14 protein-coding genes are annotated in these 16,973 nt (G+C 64.2%); 3 read left to right on the top strand and 11 right to left on the bottom strand.

Features of this window, described 5'->3' with window-relative positions; genetic code table 11:
• Positions 1 to 25 precede the first annotated feature (25 nt).
• Genes JAB8_RS01715 through JAB8_RS01695 form a run of 5 tightly spaced genes read right to left on the bottom strand, consistent with a single transcriptional unit; the run spans position 26 to position 7,425 of the window.
• Positions 26 to 772, bottom strand: a complete 747-nt coding sequence (locus JAB8_RS01715) for a peptidylprolyl isomerase (protein WP_070288171.1) — start codon at positions 770 to 772, stop codon at positions 26 to 28.
• A gap of 15 nt (positions 773 to 787) precedes the next feature.
• Positions 788 to 1,474: a respiratory nitrate reductase subunit gamma gene (gene narI / locus JAB8_RS01710; protein WP_070223616.1), complete on the bottom strand. Its 687-nt coding sequence runs from the start codon at positions 1,472 to 1,474 to the stop codon at positions 788 to 790.
• 34 nt (positions 1,475 to 1,508) lie between these two features.
• Positions 1,509 to 2,153: a nitrate reductase molybdenum cofactor assembly chaperone gene (gene narJ, locus JAB8_RS01705; protein WP_083287560.1), complete on the bottom strand. Its 645-nt coding sequence runs from the start codon at positions 2,151 to 2,153 to the stop codon at positions 1,509 to 1,511.
• 21 nt (positions 2,154 to 2,174) lie between these two features.
• Positions 2,175 to 3,725, bottom strand: a complete 1,551-nt coding sequence (gene narH / locus JAB8_RS01700; RefSeq protein ID WP_070223621.1) for a nitrate reductase subunit beta — start codon at positions 3,723 to 3,725, stop codon at positions 2,175 to 2,177.
• Between the two features lies 1 nt (position 3,726).
• Complete coding sequence (locus JAB8_RS01695; RefSeq protein ID WP_070288169.1) at positions 3,727 to 7,425, bottom strand: nitrate reductase subunit alpha; 3,699 nt, start codon at positions 7,423 to 7,425, stop codon at positions 3,727 to 3,729.
• A gap of 243 nt (positions 7,426 to 7,668) precedes the next feature.
• On the opposite strand from JAB8_RS01695, the gene JAB8_RS01690 reads away from it, so the two are divergent.
• Positions 7,669 to 8,040, top strand: coding sequence for a ribonucleotide reductase subunit alpha (locus JAB8_RS01690; RefSeq protein WP_070223625.1), 372 nt, complete (start codon positions 7,669 to 7,671; stop codon positions 8,038 to 8,040).
• 115 nt (positions 8,041 to 8,155) lie between these two features.
• On the opposite strand, the gene JAB8_RS01685 is transcribed toward JAB8_RS01690, so the two are convergent.
• Genes JAB8_RS01685 through JAB8_RS01675 form a run of 3 tightly spaced genes read right to left on the bottom strand, consistent with a single transcriptional unit; the run spans position 8,156 to position 11,543 of the window.
• Entirely contained in the window at positions 8,156 to 8,848 is a 693-nt protein-coding gene (locus tag JAB8_RS01685) for a carbonic anhydrase (protein WP_070223626.1), read from the bottom strand.
• 56 nt (positions 8,849 to 8,904) lie between these two features.
• On the bottom strand, positions 8,905 to 10,302 hold the full coding sequence (locus JAB8_RS01680; protein WP_070288168.1) for a NarK family nitrate/nitrite MFS transporter: 1,398 nt from the start codon (positions 10,300 to 10,302) through the stop codon (positions 8,905 to 8,907).
• Positions 10,299 to 11,543: a nitrate/nitrite transporter gene (locus JAB8_RS01675; protein ID WP_070223631.1), complete on the bottom strand. Its 1,245-nt coding sequence runs from the start codon at positions 11,541 to 11,543 to the stop codon at positions 10,299 to 10,301. The genes JAB8_RS01680 and JAB8_RS01675 overlap by 4 nt, the downstream gene beginning before the upstream one ends.
• Before the next feature lie 288 nt (positions 11,544 to 11,831).
• Between JAB8_RS01675 and JAB8_RS01670 the strand changes: the two genes are divergently transcribed.
• Both JAB8_RS01670 and JAB8_RS01665 read left to right on the top strand, forming a co-directional pair.
• Positions 11,832 to 12,278, top strand: coding sequence for a GNAT family N-acetyltransferase (locus JAB8_RS01670; protein ID WP_070288166.1), 447 nt, complete (start codon positions 11,832 to 11,834; stop codon positions 12,276 to 12,278).
• Positions 12,279 to 12,365: 87 nt separating this feature from the next.
• Entirely contained in the window at positions 12,366 to 12,743 is a 378-nt protein-coding gene (locus tag JAB8_RS01665; protein WP_070223635.1) for a SirB2 family protein, read from the top strand.
• A 15-nt stretch (positions 12,744 to 12,758) separates the two neighbouring features.
• Here the strand turns inward: JAB8_RS01665 and JAB8_RS01660 are convergent, their stop codons facing one another.
• The 3 genes from JAB8_RS01660 to JAB8_RS01650 all read right to left on the bottom strand — a co-directional run bounded on the left by JAB8_RS01660 (position 12,759) and on the right by JAB8_RS01650 (position 16,792).
• Positions 12,759 to 15,221, bottom strand: coding sequence for a TonB-dependent receptor (locus tag JAB8_RS01660; RefSeq protein ID WP_083287084.1), 2,463 nt, complete (start codon positions 15,219 to 15,221; stop codon positions 12,759 to 12,761).
• Between the two features lie 84 nt (positions 15,222 to 15,305).
• Entirely contained in the window at positions 15,306 to 16,280 is a 975-nt protein-coding gene (locus tag JAB8_RS01655; RefSeq protein WP_070223637.1) for a FecR domain-containing protein, read from the bottom strand.
• The gene (locus JAB8_RS01650; protein WP_070223639.1) at positions 16,280 to 16,792 is read right to left on the bottom strand and encodes a sigma-70 family RNA polymerase sigma factor; all 513 of its coding nucleotides are present in this window, start codon (positions 16,790 to 16,792) and stop codon (positions 16,280 to 16,282) included. The genes JAB8_RS01655 and JAB8_RS01650 overlap by 1 nt, the downstream gene beginning before the upstream one ends.
• Between the last annotated feature and the right edge of the window lie 181 nt (positions 16,793 to 16,973).

Raw genomic sequence — 16,973 nt, 5'->3', positions numbered from 1 at the left:
CGCCTTTTTAGCTACGCATTTCTACTTACTGAACCAGCGGGCTGGCTGTGCCTTCGAGCTCGATACCGGCAATGTCGGCCCGCCCCACGAGCAGGTGCAGGTACTGGTGCACGGCGCGCTGCCACGCCGCCCGCGCCAGGCGGTCGGCGATCTGCGCCTGCACCGCTTCGTACGGGATGGCCTGGCCTTCGACCCGGCGCAGCACCTGCACGATGTGGTAGCCGAAGCGCGTTTCCAGCAAATGGCCGGCCAGCGCGCCTGCCTCCAGGCGGAACACAAGGGCGTCGAATTCCGGCACGCTCTGGCCCGGCGACAGCTGGCCCAGGCTTCCGCCCAGCGCGCCCGACGGACAGTTCGAATACTGCGCCGCCAGTTCGGCGAAGCGCTCGGGCGCCAGTTTCAGGGCATCGAGCACGGCTTGCGCCGTCGTGCGCAGCAGCTCCAAAGGCGCCTCCGGCGTCACCTGAAACAGGATGTGGCGGGCCTCGACCAGCGCCCCGCTGCGAAACAGCTGCGGGCGCTGTGCATAAAAGGTGCGGCAAGCCGCATCGTCGGCGGGCGGCACGCGTACTTCCTGCGCAAACAGCGCCTCGATGCGGTCGTTATCGCTGCCGCCCTGCACGCCGAGGCGTTCGGCCTCGTCCAGCAGCAGCCGGCGCAGCACCAGTTCATGCACGGCCTGTTTCAGCGGATTGCCGGCACCGTCGTGATGCGGCAATTCCTGCGCGATGTCGGCATCGTCGATATCGATGCCATTGACGGAGATTCCCATGATATGACTCCTTTCTTAACGGCGACGAACCAGTTGCCAAGTGCGTCCCAGATAAGCGACTGCGCCAAAGCCGCTCCACACGTGCACCAGACGGGTGAACGGGAAGATGACGAACAGCGACATGCCCATGAACAGGTGCAGCTTGAACACCAGCGGCGCGTCGACGATGAAGCTGGCGGCGTCGCCGCGGAAGGTGACGATGTGCTGCGCCCAGTTCATCAGCAAGACCATCATGTGGCCATCCATGTGCGATGCCGAGACGAAGATTGACGACAGGCCCAGCAGCAAGGTCAGCAAAATCCACACCATCACCAGCTTGTCGCCGGCCGTGGTGACGGCGCGCAGCCGTGCATTGCCGAAGCGGCGCGCCAGCAGGATCAGGATGCCGGCCAGGCACAGCCCGCCCATCACGCCGCCGGCCGCCATGGCCACGCCCTGCTTCAGGCTATGCGACACGCCCAAGGTATCCCACACCCAGACCGGGGTCAGCAAGCCGGCCGCATGGCCGAACAGCAGGCCGATGATGCCGATGTGGAACAGGATATTGCCCAAACGCAGGCTGCCGCGGTGCAGCAGCTGGCTGGAATCGGACTTCCACGTGTATTGCTCGCGGTCGAAACGGATCAGGCTGCCAAGAAAAAAGATGGCCAGCGCGATGTATGGATAAATGCCATACACAAATTGATGCAAATAATTACTCATGATGTACTCTCCTCATGCGGGCGCAGTGGGCCATTCAGGCGGCGCGCCGCGGCTGCGGGTGAAAATGCACGGGATGGACGCCGCCCGGGGCTTGACGCAGCAAGGGCTCGACGCCGTCCGCACCGGGACCGAAGGTTTCCAGCGCTTCATCCATGTCGCGCACCGGCGGTTCGGCCAGCATTTCGGCCGCCACGGGGCTCAGGCGTTCGAGCACGGTGAAGACGGGCGCATACGGGCTGCCGTTGGCCGTCAGCTTGCGGCCGATGTGCGCCAGCACGTGGACGGCGTCGCCCAGCAGCGGCGCCGAGACTGCCTCGTCGAGCTGCGCCAAAAACTCCAGGAACAGGGGCACGAAGTCGGGCAAGTCGTCGCCCACCATCTGCAGGCCGTGGCGCTTGTATTCCTCCATCAGGTCGACCATGGCCTGGCCCCGGTCGCGCGATTCGCCGTGGATATGCTCGAACAGGTGCAGCGAGTGCGACGGATTGCGGTCGAACGTGGCCACGTACTGCTGCTGCAGGTCGATCAGGCTGCTGCTTTCCAGGTGCGCCAGCAAGGGCCGCAACAGCGCCTGCTGCTCCGGCACGGCCGCCAGCGCGGCCTCCAGTTGCGGCAGGTGCGCGATCAGCTCGGGCTCGGGATACAGCAGCAGGCGCGACAGGACTTGGTAGTGATGCATAGCGTTGTTCATATCGGTTCCTTAGGCGCCAGGCGCCGTTTTGCGCGACTTCGGCATCTGCATGAAGATGGCCGAACCGTGTTTTTTCTTGCCGAACAAGGTCGGTTCGCTGCTGCCGTCCGAGCAGCCGTTGCCGAAACTGAAGCCGCACGAACCCTTCTCGTTGAAGCTGTCCTCGGCCATTTCCTTGTGGCTGCTGGGAATGACGAAGCGGTCTTCGTAATTGGCGATGGCCATGATGTGGTACATGTCCTCCACCTGCGCCTTGGTCAATCCCACTTGCTTGAGCACCGTGAGGTTCTCCACCTTCTCGACCGTCTTGCTGCGCATGTAGGCACGCATGGCCAGCATGCGGTCCAGCGCCGTGACGATGGGCGGCTGGTCGCCGGCCGTCAGCAAATTGGCCAGGTACTGCACGGGAATGCGCAGGCTTTGCGTGTCCGGCAGCATGCCGTTGACGCCCAGCTTGCCCGATTCGGCGGCCGCCTGGATCGGCGACAGCGGCGGCACATACCACACCATCGGCAAGGTGCGGTATTCGGGATGCAGCGGGAACGCCACTTTCCACTCGACGGCCATCTTGTAGACGGGCGACTTGACGGCCGCTTCGAGCCAAAGGTCCGGGATGCCCTGGCGGCGCGCCTCGGCGATGATGGCCGGGTCGTGCGGATCGAGGAACAGGCCCAATTGCGCCTGGTACAGGTCCTGCTCCTGCGGCACGGAGGCGGCAGCCTCGATCTTGTCGGCGTCGTACAGCAGCACGCCCAGGTAGCGGATGCGGCCCACGCACGTTTCCGAGCACACGGTAGGCTGGCCGGCCTCGATGCGGGGGAAGCAGAACGTGCACTTCTCCGCCTTGCCGGACGACCAATTGTAGTAAATCTTCTTGTACGGGCAACCGGAGATGCACATGCGCCAGCCGCGGCACTTGTCCTGGTCGATCAGCACGATGCCGTCGTCTTCGCGCTTGTACACGGAGCCGGACGGGCAAGACGCCACGCACGTCGGATTGAGGCAATGCTCGCACAGACGCGGCAGATACATCATGAAGGTGTTTTCGAACGTGCCGTACATCTCCTTCTGCATGTTGTCGAACAGCTTGTCCTTGCTGCGCTGGGCAAACTCGCCGCCCAAGTCATCTTCCCAGTTCGGGCCCCACTCGATTTTTTCCATCTTTTTCCCCGTCAGCACGGAGATCGGACGGGCCGTCGGCGGCGTCTGCGACAGCGGCGCGCTTTGCAGGTGCTCGTAGTCGTAGGTGAACGGCTCGTAGTACTCGTCGATGGCGGGCAGGTTCGGATTGGCGAAGATATTGGCCAGGATCTTCAAACGGCTGCCCTGGCGCGGCTCGATCTTGCCAGAGTCCGTGCGGCGCCAGCCGCCATTCCACTTGTCCTGGTTTTCCCACTGCTTCGGATAGCCGATGCCGGGCTTGGTTTCCACGTTGTTGAACCATGCGTACTCGACGCCGTCGCGGCTGGTCCACACGTTCTTGCAGGTGACGGAACAGGTGTGGCAGCCGATGCACTTGTCCAGGTTCAGCACCATGCCGATTTGCGCTCTGATTTTCATACTATGCTCCTTCTTCCTGCAACGGGCCTTCGAGCCAGTCGACCTTGTTCATCTTGCGCACCAATACGAATTCATCGCGGTTGGAGCCCACCGTGCCGTAGTAATTGAAGCCGTAGGCCAGCTGGGCGTAGCCGCCGATCATGTGCGTCGGCTTGGGCACGGCGCGCGTCACCGAGTTATGGATGCCGCCCCGCTTGCCCGTCATCTCCGCGCCGGGCACGTTGATGATCTTTTCCTGGGCGTGGTACATCATCGTCATGCCGGCCGGGATGCGCTGGCTGACGATGGCGCGCGCCGTCAGGCTGCCGTTCACGTTGAAGACCTCGATCCAGTCGTTGTCGACGATGCCGGCAGCTTGCGCGTCGGTCTCCGACAGCCACACGTGCGGTCCGCCGCGCGACAGGGTCAGCATGCGCAGGTTGTCCGAATACGTGGAGTGGATGCCCCATTTCTGGTGCGGCGTCAAAAAGTTCAGCGCCAGCTCCTTGTTGCCGTTCGGCTTGGTGCCCAGCAGCGCTTCCGTCGTCTTCGTGTTGATGGCCGGCTTGTACACGCACAGTCCCTCGCCGAAGTCGCGCATCCACAGGTGATCCTGGTAGAACTGCTGACGGCCCGTCAGGGTGCGCCATGGAATCAGTTCATGCACGTTGGTATAGCCGGCCGTGTAGCTGACTTCCTCGCTTTCCAGGCCCGACCAGGTGGGCGAAGAAATGATCTTGCGCGGCTGCGCCTGCACGTCGCGGAAGCGGATGCTGTCATGCTCGCGCGGGAGCGCCAGATGTGTGTGCTCGCGTCCCGTGATGGCGGACAGCGCGGCCCAGGCCTTGACGGCCACGTGGCCATTCGTTTCCGGCGCCAGCGACAGAATCATTTCGGCTGCATCGATGGCCGTATCGAGGCGCGGCTGGCCCTTCGACACGCCCTCTTCCAGCACCGTGCGGTTGATGCCGCGCAGGACCTCGACTTCATGGCCCGTTTTCCAGGAAATGCCCTTGCCGCCATTGCCGATGGTTTCCAGCAGCGGTCCGATCGAGGTGAACTTCTTGTAGACGTCGCGGTAATTGCGCTCGACCACCGTCATGTTCGGCATGGTCTTGCCGGGAATCGCATCGCATTCGCCGGCGCGCCAATCCTTGGGATCGAAGGGTTGGCCCAGTTCGCCCGGGGTATCGTGCATCAGCGGGGTGAGGATGATGTCTTGCTGGGTGCCCAGCAGCTCGCCGCCGATTTCCGAGAATTTCTCTGCCAGCCCCTTGTAGATTTCCCAGTCCGACTTCGATTGCCACAGCGGCTGCACGGCTTCGGACAGCGGATGGATGAACGGATGCATGTCCGACGTATTCAGATCGTCTTTTTCATACCAGGTTGCCGTCGGCAGCACCACATCGCCATACAGGCAGGTGGTCGACATGCGGAAATCCAGCACCACCAGCAGATCGAGCTTGCCTTCGGCGGCCGGGCGCACTTTCACCTGTTTCGGCGTGATGCAGTCGTCTTCGTCGCTGAGCAAACCGTTCTGCGTGCCCAGCAGGTATTTCAGGAAGTACTCGTGGCCCTTGCCCGAGCTGCCGAGGATGTTCGAGCGCCAGACAAACATATTGCGCGGGAAGTTGGCCGGATTGTCCGGATCGTCGCACGAGAACTGCAGCTGGCCCGCCTTGATCTGGTCGAGCGCATACGCGGCCGGCGCCTGCCCTGCCGCCTTGGCGGCCTTGGCCACCTCCAGCGGATTGGTCTGCAGCTGCGGCGCCGATGGCAGCCAGCCCATGCGCTCGGCCTTGGCGTTGTAGTCGAGCAGGGTCAGGTCGCCCGTGCCGCCGGCCGCCGATGGCGAGGCGATGTCGCCCGTTTCCAGCTTTTCATGGCGCCACTGGCTCGTGTGGGCATAGAAGAACGAGGTGCCGTTCATCTGGCGCATCGGGCGCACCCAGTCCTGGGCGAAGGCCAAAGGCGTCCAGCCCGTTTGCGGACGCAGTTTTTCCTGGCCCACGTAATGGGCCCAGCCGCCGCCCGACTGGCCGATACAGCCGCACATCATCAACATGTTGATGATGCCGCGGTACGTCATGTCCATGTGGTACCAGTGATTCAGGCCGGCGCCCACGATGACCATGCTCTTGCCGCGCGTCTGGTCCGCGTTTTCCGCGAACTGGCGCGCCACGGTGATGACGTCGGCCCGTTTCACGCCCGTGTGCTTCTCCTGCCACGCGGGGGTGTACGGCACGTCGTCGTCATAGCTCTCGGCCACGTTCTCGCCGCCCAGGCCACGGTCGATGCCGTAGTTGGCCAGGGTCAGGTCGAACACGGTGGTGACGAGACCCGTCGTGCCGTCGGCCAGGCGGATGGTTTTCACCGGCACCTTGCGCAGCAGCATGTCGGACGCGTCCTTGCCGCCGAAGTAGGCAAAACCCACTTCCGTGACGGCGTCGCTGTCGTTGATCATGGAGAGCATCGGCACGATGGGCGCGCCGCTGCCGCCGGCCTTCTGTTCCAGGTTCCACTTGCCCGACTCGCCCCAGCGGAAGCCGATGGAGCCGGCCGGCGCGGTGATGGCGCCCGTGGTTTCGTCGATGACGAGGGTTTTCCATTCCGGGTTGTTGGTTTCGTCGAGGTTGTTGTCCAGGTGCGAGGCGCGCAGGAAGTAATCGGGCACCAGGGTGCCGTTATGCTCCTTGAGCAGCACCAGCATGGGGAAGTCCGTGTACTGGCGCGCGTAGTCGCGGAAGTAGGCGCTCTGGCCTTCCGAGTGGAACTCCTTGAGGATGACGTGGCCCATGGCCAGCGCCAGCGCGGCATCGGTACCCTGCTTCGGCGCCAGCCAGATGTCGCCGAACTTCACCATTTCGCCGTAGTCGGGCGAGATGGCCACGGTTTTCGTGCCCTTATAGCGCACTTCCGTGTAGAAGTGGGCGTCCGGCGTGCGCGTCATCGGCACGTTCGAGCCCCACACCATCAGATAGGTCGAGTTGTACCAGTCGGCCGATTCCGGCACGTCCGTCTGCTCGCCCCACACTTGCGGGCTGGCCGGCGGCAAGTCGCAGTACCAGTCGTAAAAGCTCAGGGCCACGCCGCCGATCAGCGACAGGTAGCGCGTGCCGGAGGCATAGCTGACCATGGACATGGCGGGAATCGGCGAGAAGCCGACGATGCGGTCCGGGCCGTATTTCTTGATCGTCAGCGCGTTCGCGGCGGCGATGATTTCATTCGATTCTTCCCACGTGGCGCGCACGAAGCCGCCCAGGCCGCGGATGGATTTGTACTGCTGCGAGCGCACGGGGTCCTGGCTGATCCAGTCCCAGGCCGTGACGGGGTCCATGGTCTTGCGCGCTTCGCGCCACATTTCCATCAGGCGGCCCCGCACCATCGGGTATTTCACGCGCTGGGCCGAATACACGTACCAGGAATAGCTGGCGCCGCGCGGGCAGCCGCGCGGTTCGTGGTTGGGCAGGTCGGGCCGCGTGCGCGGGTAGTCGGTTTGCTGGGTTTCCCAGGTGATCAGGCCATTCTTGACGTACACCTTCCAGCTGCACGAGCCGGTACAGTTCACGCCATGCGTGGAGCGCACGATCTTGTCGTGCTGCCAGCGCTGGCGGTAGGCGTTTTCCCAGGTGCGGTCTTCGTCGACCACGGTGCCATGGCCGTTGGAGAACGGCTCGGCGGGCTTGCTAAAAAATTTAAGACGGTCCAGAAAGTGACTCATGCTACCTCCACATTGCGCCGCCGAAGCGGCGCCAGGTCATAAAAACGCTGCAAGCCGGATGGCCCACGCGTCGATACAAACAGTCTATCGACGCGCCCTGCGCGGCGGTATTGGCAAGAAGTCGGTTTCCGGCACCAGGAATGCATAGGCGCGTAGTCACCCGGATAGTCACTATTGCCTATGGGCGCCGCGACCGTGCTGCGGTATACCTGTCGTCATCGTTCAACACAGAGAAAGAGCACCATGTCGATTACCGATTACGCCAGCCTGCTGCACAGCGCCCGCAACCAGGAGCAGCCGCAACGCCTGCTGTTCACCTTTACCCAGGCGCAGGCCCAGCCTGGCGGCCAGGGCAAGTCCCTCACGCCCGTGATGTGCGCCGACAAGCTGCCCGATGAACTGGGCAGCTTCGAGACATTGAAGGAGGAGTCGAAACAGATGCAGACGCACTGGGACGTGGTCTTCGTGGCGGGACTGGCGGGTCGCGAGGGCCAGCCGCCAGCCGCGCAGGAATGCGAAGCGCCCCTGCGCGCCATGGTAACGGCCATCGAGCAAGGCCGCATCGACAGCCTGCTGGCGTTTGACCGCAGCGGGGATTTATTGCGTTTTAGCTGAGGGGACTTGTCGGATTACGCCCTGCGGCCTCGGCGGCCCCGCCTAATCCGACCTACCAGATGCAGGTCGGATTAGCGTAGCGTAATCCGACACATTGTTGGCGGCACGTTTCGGATTACCTGGCCGCATCCGGCCAAGGGCGCTCATGCAGATGGCGCGCCCGCTCTATCGGACAGACGAGCGGCAAAAACTGCTGCTGGCGCGCCGAATAGGCCATCAGCGCCCCGCTGTCGATGTCAAAATACCAGCCATGCAGTTTCAATACGCCCTGCTCCACCCGGCGCTTGAGCCACGGGTAGGTGAGCAGGTTGTCCAGCGACTGCAGGATGCTGGCCAGTTCGCACGCATGGTGCTGTTCCTCCGACGAGCGGTGCGCCAGGTCACGCCGCACCCTTTGCGCCACCGGTTCGGCGATGCGCATCCACTGTCCCACGAAGTCCGTTTCCTGCCCTTCCGCGCGCGGCTGCGGTTCCAGCAGCGCGCGGATGCCGCCGCAGCGCGCATGGCCCAGCACGATGACCCTGGCCACTTCGAGCTTGCAGACGGCGAATTCGATGGCCGAACTGACGCCGGGCGGCGCGTCTGGCGTGCACGGCGGCACCAGGTTGGCGATATTGCGCACGACGAACATGTCGCCCGGGTCGCTGCCCGTCAGCAGCATGGGATCGACGCGCGAATCGCAGCAGCCGATCAGCAGGGTCGTGGGCCGCTGCCCGTCACGCAGGCTGTCGTACAAGGTTTGCGGCTCGCTGAAATACTGCTGCTGAAACAGGCTGAAGCCGTTGACGAATTTTTCCAGTTCTTCCATGACATACTCTCATTTCCTCAACGTCTGGCAAGAACGACTTGCCAGACATTCCAACTTTAGCAAGGCATCGGCGCATTCTTGCGCGCATAGCACCACCAGGTGATGGCGATGCAGCTGACATAAAAGCCGATGAAGCACCACAGGGCCGCGTCGGGGCTGCCCGTCAGCGCAATCGACGTGCCGTAGCTTTTCGGGATGAAGAAGGCGCCGTAGGCCGCCACTGCCGACGTGAAGCCCAGCACGGCCGCGCCTTCCTTGTTGGCGTCGACGATCGCCTGCTCCTGCGCCGCCTTGCCCTTGCCGGCCGCAGCGCGCTGATGCTCCGTCAGGAAGATCACGGGAATCATGCGGAAGGTCGACGCATTGCCGATGCCCGTGCCGGCGAACAGCAGCATGAACATCCAGAAGAAGCCGCTGAAACTGCCCGCAGTGTGCACACTTCCGCCGGCTTGCGGCATGAAGTACAGCACGCCCAGCACGGCGCCTATCATCAGGAGGAAGGACCACAGGGTGACGCGTGCGCCGCCCAGTTTGTCGGAAATCACGCCGCCGGCGACGCGCGCCAGGGCGCCGACCAACGGTCCCAGGAAGGCGTAATCGAGCGGGTTCACGTCGGGGAACTGGATCTTGATCAGCAGCGGGAACGCGGCCGAGTAACCGATGAAGGAGCCGAAGGTGCCCGTGTACAGCCAGCACATGAGCCAGTTGTGCTTGCGCTTGAAGATCACGGCCTGTTCGGAAAATGACGCCTTGGCCGACGCCAGGTCATTCATGCCGAACCAGGCCAGCAAAGTGGACAGCGCGATGAACGGCACCCAGATGAAGCCCGCGTTTTGCAGCCACATCTCCTTGCTCACGCCATTCTTGACCCAGGTGAGCGAATCGCCACCCCAGGCGCCGAAGACGGCGAACGTGATCACCAGCGGTACGACGAACTGCACCACCGACACGCCCAGGTTGCCCAGGCCCGCATTCATGCCCAGCGCGAAGCCCTTGCTGGCCTTCGGATAGAAAAAACTGATGTTGGCCATCGACGAGGCGAAATTGCCGCCGCCGAAGCCGCACAGCAGCGCCAGGATCAGCATAGTCGGATAACCGGTGTTCACGTCCTGCACGGCCAGGCCGATGCCGATGGCGGGAATCAGCAGCGAACCCGTGGAAATGGCCGTCCAGCGCCGGCCGCCGAAGATTGGCACCATGAACGAGTAAAAGATGCGCAAGGTGGCGCCGGACAGGCCCGGCAAGGCCGTCAGCCAGAACAGCTGGTTGTTACTGTAGGTGAAACCGATGTTGGGCAGGTTGACCACCACCACGCTCCACACCATCCACACGGCAAACGCCAGCAGCAGCGCGGGAATCGAGATCCACAGATTGCGCGCGGCCGTGGCCTTGCCCGTGCTTTGCCAGAAGCTCGGGGTTTCCGGCTCCCAGGTATTGATCATATAGCGGCTCATGCTTTAACTCCTGCAGGTTGAGTAGTTGGTGCCGCACGCAGCGGCTTGAACGAGAAATGCATCCAGACGAGGGAAACGCAGACGGTGCCGTACAGGAGCATGAAGGAGCTCGAACGCACGCCCGTGAAGTCCACCAGGGCGCCGAACATCACGGGCAGGATGAAGCCGCCCAAGCCGCCGGCCAGACCCACCACGCCCGAGACGGCGCCGATGTTGTCGGAAAAATCATCGCCGATGAACTTGAAGACGGACGCCTTGCCGACAGCCATGGCGATGCCGACGATGAATAGCAGCACGGTGAACCACAGCGGCGACAGGCCGATATGGAAGGCCAGCGGCCCCGTGACGGTCTCGATCACCATCTGCGTTTGCGGATACGACAGCAGGAAGAAGCACACCCAGCACACCCACATCACGGCCCAGGTGACTTTCGCCGCACCGTATTTGTCGGAGATCCAGCCGCCCAGCGCGCGCAGCACGCCGCCCGGCAGCGAGAAGCAGGCGGCCAGCAGCGCCGCGTGCTTCAGATCAAAACCGTATTCGGCCACGTAGTACTTCGTCATCCACAGGGCCAGCGCCACGTAGCCGCCGAACACCACCGAGTAGTACTGGCAGTAGCGCCACACGCGCGGGTCCTTCAGCACCTTCATCTGCGCGGAAAAGCTTTCGCCCGATGGCGCCAGGTGCGATTTGTCCGTGTACGAAAACAGCCAGAAGATGATGGCCGTGGCCAGCATGGCCACCGCATACACCTTGGGCAGCATCTGCCAGCCGAAGGCGGCGACGATGCCCGGCGCGACGAACTTGGTCAGCGCGGAACCGGAGTTGCCGGCGCCGAAAATGCCCATCGCCAGGCCGCGGCGCTCTTTTTCGTACCAGCGCGCCACGTACGGCGTGCCGACGGAAAACGAACCGCCCGCCAGGCCCACGAACATGCCCAGCACGAGGAAATGCCAGTAGGCGGTGGCGTAGGAAATCAGGTAGATCGGCACCACGCTGGCCAGCATCAGCAGGAAGAAGACGCGGCGTCCGCCGTATTTGTCTGTCCAGATGCCCAGCGGCACGCGCACGAGGGAGCCCGTCAGCACGGGCATGGCGGCCAGCAGGCCGAATTGCGTTTCAGTCAAGCCCAGGCTGGTCTTGATGGGGATGCCCAGTACGGCAAACATCATCCAGACTGCAAAGCAGATGGTAAATGCGAAGGTACTGCTGATTAATACGGACGCCTGCTTGCGCCGCATGCCCGGTTCGACTGCCTTGTTACTGCTGTTACTGTTCTTGTTAGTGCCATCTAGGGTAGCCACGATGTTTCTCCATGAATGCACTGGCCGTCTGGCCAGCCGTCCCGACCAGCTTACGTGGCAGCGGCGAAAGGCACTATCGGCCACAGGGTGATTCTGGGAAGGCAATCTGGATAGCCGCATCGGCAAAAGTGACTAGATGACGGGGTGCGCGCCTAGCCTGGATGGCGGGTGTTTTACAAACCGGCGCATTTTTGGCACACTCGGCACCAGGAGAAAAGGAGCGGTATGGAGAACCTGCACGATACAGACCCTATCATCACCCGCGTGGCCGAATGCGGCGATGTGGACGCCATGCTCGCTTGCGACGCCTATGCCCAGACGCACCCGGAGCGCGGCAAGGCCGTGCGCGCCGCCGTCGGCAAGGGCCACTGCCAGGTGGCCCTCCGGGCCGGCCAGATGGCAGGCTATGTGCTCCTGCACGACGACTTCTTCGGCCACGATTTTGTCTCGCTGGTGGTGGTCGCGCCCGCGCACCAGTGCTGCGGCGTGGGATTGCGCCTGCTGGCGGCCGCCGCGGACGCGTGCCAGACAGGGAAGCTATTCACCTCGACGAACCGGTCGAACGGCGCCGCGCAACGGCTGTTCGCCGGCGCGGGCTTCGTGCGCAGCGGCCGGATCGACCATCTCGATGAGGGCGATCCGGAGTTCGTGTACGTGAAATTCCTGCGTTAGCTGCATCTCGTCCCGACGGCGTATGGCGCAGGACGCCAAAGGCGGCTATGCTGGCGCCACCATCAATCAACGCCCACCACCTCTCGCATGGATTATCTGAGCCTCAAACATTTCCACATGGGCTGCGCCGCCGCCAGCGGCTGTCTTTTCCTGTTGCGCGGCGCCTGGATGCTGCGCGCCTCGCCCGCCTTGCAGCAGCGCTGGGTGAAAATCCTGCCGCACCTGGTCGACACGGCACTGCTGGCCAGCGCGATCGCCCTGGCCGTGTGGAGCGGCCAGTCGCCGGGCAGCCAGCCCTGGCTGGCCGCCAAACTGTGCGCGCTGGTGGCCTACATCGCGCTGGGCACCATTGCGCTGAAACGGGGCAAGACGCCGGCCGTGCGCGGCGCCGCCTTCGCCCTCGCCGTGCTGGTCTTCGCCTACATCGTCGCCGTGGCCGTCACCAAGCAGGCCTGGCCGCTGTAGCACCAGGCAAGCGCATCAGAAGATGTAGCGCAGGGTAACGCTGGCGTTGCGCGGCGCACCCCAGTACCCCTGGTTGTACATGCCGAGCTGGCTGTAGTAATGCTTGTCGAACACGTTGCTGATGTTCGCCTGCAGGGACAGCTGGCGCGACAGCGCGTATTTCGCCATCAGGCTGGCCACGGCATAGCCGCCCTGCTCCACGCGCTCCGTGCCATCCGGCCCCGTGGCATCGCGGTAGGCGCCGCTCTGCCAGTTCACGCCGCCGCCCACGGACAAGGCGCGCCAGCCGCCAGGCAGCTGGTACGTGGAAAACACGCGCGCCAAGGTCTGCGGCACATAGCTGTTCAGGCGCGCGCCCGTGTTGTCCTCGGCTGCGGCATGCGACACGCTGGCCGAGACGTTCCAGCCCTTGGCCAGCTCGCCCGACACGTCCAGTTCCACACCCTTGCTGGTGGTGCCCGAGGCCGCGTAGTACGCCTGCGTCAGCGAATTGCCGACAAAATGGCCCGTGTCTTCCTGCGCCAGGCCATCCTGCGCGATGCGGAACACGGCCAGCGCCGCATTGAGTTTGCCGCCGAAATACTCGCCCTTCACGCCCGCTTCCACATTCTTGCCTTGCACGGGGTCGAGATAGCGGCCGAACCGGTCCTGGTAGCCCTGCGGCTTGAAGATCTTGCTGTAGCTGGTGTACAGCACATGCTGCGCATCGATATCCCATACCAGGCCAGCATATGGCGTGACGGCGTGCTTGGCATACGCATAGCCGCCGCCCCAGTCGTCGACGTGGTCCGCCTTGTAGCGGCTGTAGCGCGCGCCGACGATCAGCTTCAGGGGATCTGCCAGCGAAAAACGCGCCGTGCCATAGATGCCGCGCTGCTGCACCGTGTCGAGCAGCTTCCAGCGCGAGAAATTCGGGTCGTTCCAGTCCGGCTCCGGCGTCACGCCCTGCCACTGATGAAAATTGCCGTAGTCGACGCTGCCGCCGGCAATGCCGGGGTTGCTGGCGAACTGGTTGCTGCCCGAGACGCCGAACGCCAGGTCGTGCGTGCGCCCCAGCAGCTGCAGCGGTCCCTGCACATAGGCGTCGACGCTGTCCTGGCGCCGCGTCCCCGAGTAAAAGCCGGCGTAGCCCGTCACGCCCTGGCCCGTGGCCTTGTCCGGCCAGGTATTGGCGAAAAGTTCGGCCGCCGAGTAATTGCCCCAGCCATGATTCAGCATGGCCGTCAGGTTCCAGCCCTTGCCCAGTTCCTGCTCCAGGCGCAGGAAGGCAGTCTGGCTGGTGCTGAACCAGCGGCTCCAGGTGGTGGCCGTGGTGGTGGAGCGGGAAAACGTGGCCCGTTCGCCATCCGCGTACCACAGCGGCAGGCCACCGTACATGCCGCCACGCGGGCGGTTGTCCTGGTATTCATAGCCGGCGATCAGCACGCTGCCGGGCGCCAGATCCGCCTCCACGGTGGCGTAAGCCATGGCCTTCTTGCCATGATACAGATTCACATACGATTCGCTGTCCTGGTAGCTGGCCACGACTCTTCCGCGCACCTTGCCATCGGCACTCAGGGGTGTGGACAGGTCCGCGCTGGCGCGCGCATTCTGCCAGGAACCCAGGCTCAGGGCCGCATTCCCGGCCAGCTGCGTCGACGATGCGCGCTTGCGCACCAGGTTGATGGTGGCCGACGGTTCGCCCGCGCCCGTCAGCAGGCCCGTGGCGCCGCGCACGATCTCGACCCGGTCGTAGGCCGTCATGTCCAGCGTGCTGTCGCCCACATTGAACGCATTGTCGACCGTGGTGGGAATGCCGTCGTACTGGTAGCTGGCGATGGAAAAACCGCGCGCGAAGAACGAGGTGCGGTCGCTGTCGTAGCGGTTGATGGCGATGCCGGCCGCGTTTTGCAGCACCTCTTCCACCGTTTGCAGGTTCTGGTCATCCATCTGCTGGCGCGTGACCACGCTGACGGCTTGCGGCGTCTCGCGCACGGACAGGCCCAGGCGCGTGGCCGAGCGCATGGTCTGCGTCGTATAGGCGCCGCTGCCTTCCGTCGCGCCGTTCGCATCAAAGCTGGCACTGACCTTCATCTCGGGCATGGTCTGGCCGCCATCGGCCGCTGCCACGTCGAGCACATAACCGCCATTGGCCTGCGGCACGGCGCGCAAGCCCGAGCCGGCGACGATGGCGCCCAGCGCTTCAGGCACGCTGTAGCTACCGGTCAGGCCGGCGCTGCGCTTGCCCGCCAAGGCGGCGGCCTGGTAGGAAATCATGGTACCCGTCTCCCGGCCGAAACGCACCAGCACCTGTTCCAGGGAGCCGGCCGGTATCGCCAGCGCGATGCGCGCCGCATTCGCGGCCTGGGCCGCAGGAGCGAAGATGGTGGCGCCGCTGGCGGCGAGCAGCCACAGAGCTTGGCTGACAGCCAGCGCCGCCACGCTGCGGCGGCAGGTACGGGAGGCGGAAGAAACGTGAATAAGTGTTGTGCTGGGCATGCGGACTGTTTTCCTGAAAGTAAATGAAGGGTTCACTTGCTATGTCACGCGAAAATCGCAAACCCCTCACTTTTCAGAAAATATTCATGCAGGCTGCCGATGCGGTACCACGCTCACCCAGAAGCGCGTGGTCTGGCGCACGTCGACGGGCAAGGTGCGCGTCAGCATGTCGAGCACCTGCCCCGTGTCGGCCAGCGGGTAGATGCCGGACACGCGCAAGTGGGCGATGGCCGGATCGCAAGCCAGGCGCCCATGGCGGTAGCGGGCCAGTTCGCCGATAAATTCCGCCAGCGGCATGTCGTGCGCCACCAGCATGCCGGCCGTCCACGCATCCGCACCCGCAGCCAAGGTCCGAACGGCGCCGATCTGCGCCGCCGTAAAGCTGGTTTGCTGGCCCGCCTGCAGCCTGCGCGCCGCATCGGACGCCTGTTCCAGTTGAATGTCGACGGCACCGGCGAACACGCCCAGCTGCGTGCGCTCTCCTTCCACGCGCACGGCAAAGCGCGTGCCCACCGGTTGCAAGCGGCCTTGTGCCGTTTGCACGACAAATGGCCGGCCGGCCTGATCGCGCGCCGTGCTGACCATGATCTCGCCTTTGACTACCGTCACCAGGCGCTGGCCCGCGTCATAGCGCACGTCGATGCTGGATGCCGTATTGAGCGCGATGCGCGTGCCGTCGTCCAGCACGACGTGGCGTAATTCTCCCGTGCCCGTTCGGTAGTCGGCAAGCCAGAAGCGCGCCTGCTCATCGCCGCCCGCCAGCCAGGCGCCGCCGCCCACGGCCAGCAACGCCAGCAGCTTGAGCGACTGCCGGCGCGCCGCATTCGCCTGCGCATGGACCGGCTTGCGCGCCAGCGTGCCGTGCGCCAGCGGCGCTGGCAAGGCACGCATGCGCGCCATGCAGCCCTCCACATGCTGCCAGGCTTGCTCATGTTCGGGGTCGCTGTCGCGCCAGGCGCGCCAGGCCTGCTCCACTTCCGACGTGGCGTCGCCGGCCTGCAGGCGCACCAGCCATTCCACCGCTTGCAGGCTGGCCGCTTCCGGCGTGAAGGCGCCCATCACGATGCCGGATGGGCAAAGAAACACTGATGCATGGCTTTGACCAGGTAGCGCTGCACGGTCGCCAGCGAGACATTCAATTCCAGCGCGATGGCCGCCTGCGGCATGCCATCGAGCTGCGACAGCAGGAACGCGCGGCGCACAGCAGGCGCCAGGCCATCGAGGCGGCGGTCGATGTCGAACAGGGCTTCGAGCAGGATCGCCTGCGCCTCGGGATCGGGCGCGTGCTGCGCCGGCAGGCTGGCCAGCGTTTCCAGGTAAGCCGCCTCCAGGTCGCGCCGGCGGTACAGATTGCCCAGCACGCCCTTGGCCACCGTCGTCAAAAAGGCGCGAGGCTCGCGCGCGGCGATGGCTTCGTCGCGATTGAGCAGGCGCATGAAGGTGTCGTGCGCCACGTCGGCCGCGTCAAAGGCGTTGCCCAGCTTGTGCCGCAGCCAGCCTTGCAGCCACCGGTGGTGTTCGTGATACAGGCTGCCCACCTCCTGGTGAGCGCCGGGTTGGGCAGCCGACACGTCGCATACTCCCTGATTCACAAATAATAATGATTCGCATTCTATATCCATGCGCTGCTGCGGCGCAAGCGCCCTGCCAGCGCTTGTTTGACGCGCTTCTTTCCAAAATTTCCTTGCTGATCGTATCCGGTGGCGTAGCCTGCATTGCAAATTCAGCAGAACGCTCCCGGCTACGCGGCAA

Source organism: Janthinobacterium sp. HH106 (genome assembly GCF_001758725.1).
Taxonomy (GTDB): Bacteria; Pseudomonadota; Gammaproteobacteria; order Burkholderiales; family Burkholderiaceae_D; genus Janthinobacterium.
The sequence above is the reverse complement of the archived record's forward strand: the minus strand, read 5'-3'. Positions and strand labels throughout refer to the sequence as shown.